Here is a 7,251-nt window from a genome sequence, read left to right on the forward strand (position 1 = left end):
CGCTGTTCACCTCACCGGCATCCACTTCGGTAACAGCATTGTCGGAGTACGTCGCGATCGCCGCCGCCGCGCTGCCCCGGCTGACCTTCTCGCCAGGTGCCCTGTGCATGACCGAAACGCCGATCGCCGCCAACAACGCCGCCGCGATGAAGGCGCTACCAACTCGGCGACGCCACCGACCTGCGGCCTGCGGCCGCCGGCCAGGCGATAGCTCGCCACCAGGTGGCTCGGCCTCACTCCAGACCATCAGCTCGCGGCGCGGCGTGGCGGGCATACGGCAGTCTCCTCCCGGTAGATGTACGAATGGTCGACACCGCCGGGACGAGAAGGGTTCCACACCAGGGGCTGGAGAAGGGAGTTTCCCATAGGGAACGGCCTCGTGCCGCGAACGGGCAGGTTTATCCAGCCAGGTCGGGGTGCCTGTAGAGCATCTGCGGCAGCCGTGAGCCGCTGGCCAGCTCGAGCGGCAGTTCCTGGGCGTCGTCAGCGGTGATGGCGCTGCTGGCTGCGCGCCAGGCGGCCCAGCGAAGCCGCAGCCACAACCGAGGTGCGGCGAGGTGGGCGACCGGCCCTTCGACAGTCTGGGATAGGTTCAGTTCATGGATGGTGGCCACGGGGCGGTGCAGCTGTCGGTGTCGACGTGGCAGCAGCCGCTGCCGGCGACTGTGTCGGCGCACCGTGCGGCGTTGGTCGCCGACGTCGCCGAACGCGTGTTGGCGTGTGGTGACGGGCGCCTACGGGTGGGCATCGACGGGCTGACGGCCGCTGGCAAGACCAGCTTCGGCCACGAGTTGGCGCAGCAGATCAACTCGCGTGGCCGACCGGTGCTGCGCGCGAGCCTGGACGACTTCAAGAAGCCATGGCGAGATCGGCATCTGTATGACCGCGAATCGGGCGAGGGCTACTACCGCAACGCCTTTGACTATGACTCGGTCGTGCGGTTGTTGTTGGAACCGGCCGGTCCTCAGGGTTCGGGTGCGTGTGTGCTGTGCAGCATCGACCCGCTGACCCAGCGCGAGCACCGTGACGTTGTCACTCGTGCAGCAGCGGACGCGGTGCTGATCGTCGATGGCGTTTTCGCGTTTCGTCCGCAGCTCAACGACCACTGGGACTTCCGGATCTGGCTCGACATTGACGAGCAGACGTCGGTGCGCCGGGGGACCCATCGGGATCAGACCTGGGCCGGCGCGGAGGCTGAAGCGGTGCACCGAGACCGTTATCTGGTCGCCGAACGGCTGTATCTTGCCGAGGTGGACCCACTACGGTTCGTTGATGTGGTCATCGACAACGTCCTGTTCGACCAGCCGAGGATGCTGCGTGCGCAGAAGGACCGGTAGACGGGACGTCGGCGCCCGGTGACAGGACCTAGTGGTGAGCGTGGTGGCGGGTGATCAGTTGTGGGGCCAGTGAGGTGAGTTCGGCGTGCACGGGGGTGGTCACGAGCACCAGCGGGGACAGTAGTTGTTCCAGGACGTATCCGTTGCGGCTGTTGAGGAGTGTGGCGAATTCCAGGAGGTCGTGGCTGACCACGTCGAGCTCGACTCCGTCGCGTACGCCGGTTTGTTGCAGGGTTTGTGGGCCGGTGCGCAGGCCGACGACGTCGGCCGCGGGTAGGAGGTGTGCGGCGCGTAGGTCCAGGTCGGAGTCGTGGGAGGCGAATCCGTACAGGTGGGCGCCGCTGACGGTGGCGAACAGCAGGGGGTGGGGTAGCGCGCGGGCGGCGTCGGCGGCCCACGGCGGCACCTCGATGGTCACTGCAGGTTCCTTTCCCGCCGGCCCGTCGAGGTGGGTGGGTGGTTTGTCGAGACGCCAGAACGCGCGGGTCGGCGCCACGTACACACCGCGCCGGTCGTAGTCGGAGTCGGGACCGTGGAGTCCGTACGCCCGTGATCCGACCACCACCGCAAGAACGGTGCGTTGCGTGACAAGCTCGATCACTCCGGCAACCTACCCAAGCGCCACTCCGAACGCTTGGATTAGCGGGCGCAGTGCCGGCAGCGCCGGGGGCAGGGGGTTTGTGGTGCGGCGGTGGTGAGGCCGCTGGTGTGCAGGATCGTGGTGACGGTCTGTTCGAAGGTGCTGGTCTCGCTGATGACGGTTTCGCCGGCTATGTCGAGCAGGTCGCGGTGGGTGTACCAGTTCCAGCAGGGCGGTGCCACGTCCGAAGCGGCGGCGGACCTCGCGTGCGGCGGTGGTCTTTCCGCTGCCGGAGTTGCCGCGAATGATCACCAAGGTTGGTATCAAGGGCTTCGTTGCGTCCAATGCTGTCATGGCTGGTCTTTCAGGCGGTTGCATTCTGTCAGTACCTGCGTCCCCGCATGGATCTCGCGGTGCGGAGGAGCTTCGGGCGGTCATGCCGGCGGGGGTGCCCCGATCGTCACGTCGGTTTGCGGCTGATGATGGGCAGTCGTTGCAGTGCGCGTACGAGGCGTTCCGGCGGGGGCGGCTCGGGCAGGGCGGTGGGGCTGCCGGTGTGTACGCCGTCGAGGGCGAGGGCGAGGAGGCGGGGTGCGCTCTCCGGTGACGCGTCGCCGACGGTCCGCACGATCGCGGCGTTCTGGCGCGGACCGTCAGGCAATGAGCCGCTGACGTCCGCGGCGCCGGACCCCCCCCGCTGCCGCCACGATCTCCTGCTGCGTGTCATCGTCGACGGAGAACGGCGTAGACCATCCTGCTACTGGCTAATTCAGCGACGGTCACAAGTTCCCAGCCGAACGCCTCAAGCACCTCCGCAGCCGCTACGGCCTGCGTGATCTGGTCGCCGCCGATCCCTCGCCGGGCTACGACGGACAGCAATCGATAGGGGTATCCGCGGAGATCGGCGCGATTGCCGAGGATCGCTTCGGCGGTCACCGTGCGGGTGCGCGTGATCTGCTCAGGTGTTTCTGGGGCGGCCACAGTGGCACCCTAGCGGGACCAGATCGAAGAACAGTTCCACGTACGTGGACTGCTGAGTGCTCGTCGGGCTGCGAAGGTACCTGACCGCATGCCCCCGGCCCCACCATCTCGGTGATGTCGTCACCTCACCATCGCAGCCCATTCCCCACCGCTTTCGCGGCGACATCGACGAGATGGCCCGATAGGGTCTTCGACCCAAGGCGCTGGCCAGCGAACTCCACCGGATCGCCCACGCCGAGCACTCCCGAACCGTCGGCACCGTCCGTGACTCGGACAGACTGCGCAGATCTCGCGTAGTTGGTCGGTTGAGCGATCAAGCTGGCATCAGCATGGATCTTGCCGCGATCGCGGTTTCGGTGCACGAAGCGGTGGTTGGCAACCGATCCGTCTGCGGGCGTGCAGCGGACTGCCGAGCAGTGTGCACTGGTGGGAGGCGGGTTTGGGGTGGAGGGCAGGATGGTGGGGTGACTGCTGCACCCGTTCGTCGTCCGCCTGCCGTGCTGGAGGCGGTGTTGGAGCGGTTGACGTATGTCAACGAGGAGACGGGCTACACGGTGGCGCGGGTGTCCACTGACCGTAGCAGCGACTTGTTGACGGTGGTGGGTGCGCTTCTGGGGGCGCAGCCGGGGGAGAGCTTGCGGTTGCAGGGTCGTTGGTCGTCGCATCCGCAGTACGGGCGGCAGTTTGAGGTCGACTCGTACACCACGGTGTTGCCGGCGACGATTCAGGGCATTCAGCGGTATCTGGGTTCGGGTTTGGTGAAGGGGATCGGGCCGGTGTTCGCCGAGCGGATCGTGGCGCACTTCGGTCTGGACACGTTGCGGGTCATCGAGGATGAGCCGGGGCGGCTGGTCGAGGTGCCCGGGCTGGGTCCGAAACGCACGGCGAGGATCACTGCGGCGTGGGAGGAGCAGAAGGCCATCAAGGAGGTGATGGTCTTTCTTCAGGGTGTCGGGGTGTCGACGTCGTTGGCGGTCCGGATCTACAAGCAGTACGGCGACGCCTCGACCGACGTGGTGACCAAGGAGCCGTACCGGCTGGCCGCGGACGTGTGGGGGATTGGTTTCAAGACCGCTGATGCGATCGCCAGGTCGGTGGGGATTCCGCACGACAGCCCGCAGCGGGTGATGGCCGGTTTGCAGTACACGCTGTCCGAGGCCACCGACTCCGGGCACTGCTACCTGCCCGAGCCGAACCTGGTCGCTGACGCCACGAAGATTCTCGACGTGCCCGCCGACCTTGTCACCCGCTGTCTCGACGACCTGGTCGCCGGGGAGGGTGTGGTCCGGGAGATGGTGCCGGGCGGTGACGGCCAGCAGTTGCTGCCGGCGGTGTATCTGGTGCCGTTTCACCGCGCGGAGCAGTCCCTGGCGGGGTCGTTGCTGCGGCTGCTGAACGACCGCGCCGACCGGCTGCCCCATTTTCACACCGTCGACTGGGACAGAGCCCTGACCTGGCTCAAGGCCCGAACCGGCCACGACCTCGCCCCCGAACAGCAGCAGGCCGTACGCCTGGCCCTGACGTCCAAGGTCGCGGTCCTGACCGGCGGGCCGGGCTGCGGTAAGAGCTTCACGGTCCGCTCGATCGTCGAACTCGCCGCAGCGAAGAAAGCCAAGGTCACCCTCGTCGCGCCCACCGGCCGCGCCGCCAAACGTCTCGCCGAACTCACCGGCCACCCCGCCGCCACCGTGCACCGGCTTCTTCAACTACGCCCCGGCGGCGACGCCTCCTACGACCGCGACAACCCCCTCGACGTCGACCTGCTCGTCGTCGACGAGGCCTCCATGCTCGACCTGATCCTGGCCAACAAACTCGTCAAAGCCATCCCGCCCGGCGCGCATCTGCTGCTCGTCGGCGACGTCGATCAACTTCCCTCCGTCGGTGCCGGCGAAGTCCTGCGGGACCTCCTCGCTGCCCCCAGCATTCCCCGGGTGCGGCTGACGCAGATCTTCCGTCAGGCCGCCCAGTCCGGTGTGGTCACCAACGCTCACCGCATCAACGCCGGTCGCCCACCCCTGCTGCAAGGACTGCCGGACTTCTTCCTGTTCGCCAGCGACGACACCGACGCCACCGCCGCGCTCACCGTCGATGTCGCCTACACCCGCATCCCCACCAAGTTCGGGTTCGACCCCCGCCGGGACGTGCAGGTCCTCACCCCCATGCATCGCGGCCCCGCCGGCGCCGGCGCGCTGAACACCCTGCTTCAGCAGCACCTCACCCCACACCGCGAAGGCCAACCCGAACGACGCGCCGGCGGCCGGGTGTTCCGCGTCGGCGACAAGGTCACCCAGATCCGCAACAACTACGACAAGGGCCAAGCCGGCGTCTTCAACGGCACCCTCGGCATCGTCACCACTCTGTCCGCAGAAGAGCAAACCCTCACGGTACGCACCGACGAGGACGAGAACATCGACTACGAGTTCGACGAACTCGACGAACTCGCTCACGCCTACGCCATGACGATCCACCGATCCCAGGGCTCCGAATACCCCGCAGTCGTCATCCCCCTCACCACCAGCGCCTGGATGATGCTGCAACGCAACCTGCTCTACACCGCCGTCACCCGTGCCAAAAAACTCGTCGTCCTCGTCGGCTCCCGCCGCGCCCTCGCCGCCGCCGTACGTACCGTCGGCGCCGGCCGCCGCCACACCGCCCTCGACCACCGCCTCAACTGACCAACGTGGACAACCAGGGCTGTGGGCCGGCGCTACCTGAACAATGGCTTCTACCAGCCGCAGCGCATCCTCGACGGAGACACCTTCTTCGTCGCGATCAGCAGGTGGACAGCATCGACGAAAAATTTCCAGCGCCAGAAAGTGATATTGACGGTTGTTTTGGTGTACGGCAGGATTACCGCGGGCCATCCGTGCGGGTACACCCGACCCTCTTGTATCGGCTGGGGGCATGGGCGACGTCTGGGCAACGTCAACCCGCCTGCCACGGTGCGTTTGATCGCGCTCGCAGCATGCCGGCGAGCCATGCTGCCGTGCCGTGCCCGTAGTCCGGGATCGAGTTCGTCCAGTCAGCCAACCGTGCTGATCGATATGACGTGACAGGTCGCTGGCGACCTACCGAGGCAGCGCCGCCTCCGCTCTGCAGAACACGACGATGCCTTGGGAGAACAGGACATGAAGGAACATCAGGAGGGCCGGCTGCGGACACGGTGGCGGCAGGCAGCCCGGGCCGCCGCCGCAGCAGCGACAGCCGTCGTGGGAATCACCGTGCTCGCCGTCGGCCTTACGGCGGGCGCGGCCACGGCGGGCGGCAGCCCCGCCGACCGGGGTACGTCGAGCGCCTCGGTCGCCGCCGCGGCGGTGTCCCAGGTCGCCACGGGCGATCTGCACACCTGTGTGATCCGTACCGACGGGACGCTCTGGTGCTGGGGCAACAACTTCAACGGCCAGCTCGGGGACGGGACCACCACGAGCCGGACCGCTCCGGTCCGGATCGGCGATGCCACCACCTGGGCGCAGGTCGACGCCGGCAGGAGCAACACCTGCGCGGTGCGCACGGATGGAACGCTGTGGTGCTGGGGTGCCAACAACAACGGGCAGCTCGGCGACGGAACCACCACGACCCGGAACAGCCCCGTGCGGATCGGCGACGCCACCACCTGGGCCAGCGTCAGCACCAGCAACAACCACACCTGCGCGATCCGGACCACCGGCACCCTGTGGTGCTGGGGCCTGAACGGTCACGCCCAGCTCGGCATCGGTACGACCCCTCTGATGTCGACCACCCCCCTGCAGGTCGGCACGGCGACCACCTGGGCGAAGGTCGCCACCGGGTACGCGCACAGCTGCGCCGTCCGCACCGACGGAACCCTGTGGTGCTGGGGCAGCAGTTCCGACGGGCAGCTCGGTCTCGGCATCCTGAGCTTCAAGGCGACCCCGACCCAGGTGGGCACCGCGACCACGTGGTCCGGGGTGACGACCGGGTACGTCCACACCTGTGCGGTCCGCACCGACGGGACCCTGTGGTGCTGGGGCGAGAACGGGTACGGCCAGGTGGGCGGGGGCAGCGGCTACCAGACCACGCCACTGCAGGTCGGTACCGCCACCACCTGGGCGCGGGTCGAGACGAGTATCGACTCGTCCTGCGCGGCCCGTACCAACGGCAGCCTGTGGTGCTGGGGCAGGAACACCTACGGTCAGGTCGGTGACGGCACCACCACCCACCGGTCGGCCCCGACCCAGGTCGGCACCGCGACGACCTGGACGGGGGGTCTGGCGGTGTCCCACCACGGCTGTGCGGCGCGCACCGACGGCAGCCTGTGGTGCTGGGGCGACAACTTCCTCGGGCAGCTCGGTGACGGCACCACCACCGGCCGGACGACCCCGGGGCAGGTGGTTC

10 protein-coding genes are annotated in these 7,251 nt (G+C 67.8%); 4 read left to right on the forward strand and 6 right to left on the reverse strand.

The window, feature by feature from the left end; all coding sequences use genetic code 11:
* The coding region (locus tag Vqi01_RS29705; protein ID WP_204038451.1) for a hypothetical protein at positions 1–274 on the reverse strand (274 nt) is incomplete at its 3' end.
* Between the two features lie 124 nt (positions 275–398).
* Entirely contained in the window at positions 399–614 is a 216-nt protein-coding gene (locus Vqi01_RS29710) for a hypothetical protein (protein WP_204038452.1), read from the reverse strand.
* Between Vqi01_RS29710 and Vqi01_RS29715 the strand changes: the two genes are divergently transcribed.
* Complete coding sequence (locus tag Vqi01_RS29715; RefSeq protein ID WP_204038453.1) at positions 600–1,337, forward strand: nucleoside/nucleotide kinase family protein; 738 nt, start codon at positions 600–602, stop codon at positions 1,335–1,337. The two genes, Vqi01_RS29710 and Vqi01_RS29715, sit on opposite strands and share 15 nt — an antisense overlap.
* Positions 1,338–1,365: 28 nt before the next feature.
* On the opposite strand, the gene Vqi01_RS29720 is transcribed toward Vqi01_RS29715, so the two are convergent.
* From Vqi01_RS29720 to Vqi01_RS29740, 4 genes are all read right to left on the reverse strand, one after another.
* Complete coding sequence (locus Vqi01_RS29720; protein ID WP_239098769.1) at positions 1,366–1,938, reverse strand: nucleotidyltransferase domain-containing protein; 573 nt, start codon at positions 1,936–1,938, stop codon at positions 1,366–1,368.
* Between the two features lie 38 nt (positions 1,939–1,976).
* Positions 1,977–2,159 (reverse strand): P-loop NTPase family protein, encoded by a 183-nt coding sequence (locus tag Vqi01_RS31190; protein WP_239098770.1) that lies wholly within the window; start codon positions 2,157–2,159, stop codon positions 1,977–1,979.
* Positions 2,160–2,377: 218 nt separating this feature from the next.
* Positions 2,378–2,545, reverse strand: coding sequence for a hypothetical protein (locus tag Vqi01_RS29735; protein WP_204038454.1), 168 nt, complete (start codon positions 2,543–2,545; stop codon positions 2,378–2,380).
* A gap of 95 nt (positions 2,546–2,640) precedes the next feature.
* The gene (locus tag Vqi01_RS29740; protein WP_204038455.1) at positions 2,641–2,898 is read right to left on the reverse strand and encodes a transcriptional regulator; all 258 of its coding nucleotides are present in this window, start codon (positions 2,896–2,898) and stop codon (positions 2,641–2,643) included.
* Positions 2,899–3,362: 464 nt separating this feature from the next.
* Here Vqi01_RS29740 and recD2 point away from each other — a divergent pair, with 464 nt between their 5' ends.
* The 3 genes from recD2 to Vqi01_RS29755 form a co-directional block, all read left to right on the forward strand.
* Positions 3,363–5,573, forward strand: coding sequence for an SF1B family DNA helicase RecD2 (gene recD2, locus Vqi01_RS29745; RefSeq protein ID WP_204038456.1), 2,211 nt, complete (start codon positions 3,363–3,365; stop codon positions 5,571–5,573).
* A gap of 21 nt (positions 5,574–5,594) precedes the next feature.
* Positions 5,595–5,951 (forward strand): hypothetical protein, encoded by a 357-nt coding sequence (locus tag Vqi01_RS29750; protein WP_204038457.1) that lies wholly within the window; start codon positions 5,595–5,597, stop codon positions 5,949–5,951.
* 75 nt (positions 5,952–6,026) lie between these two features.
* Positions 6,027–7,251: RCC1 domain-containing protein (locus tag Vqi01_RS29755; RefSeq protein WP_204038458.1), on the forward strand; the 1,225-nt coding region annotated here is incomplete at its 3' end.

Origin of the sequence: Micromonospora qiuiae (assembly GCF_016863555.1) — a bacterium.
Taxonomy (GTDB): Bacteria; Actinomycetota; Actinomycetes; order Mycobacteriales; family Micromonosporaceae; genus Micromonospora; species Micromonospora qiuiae.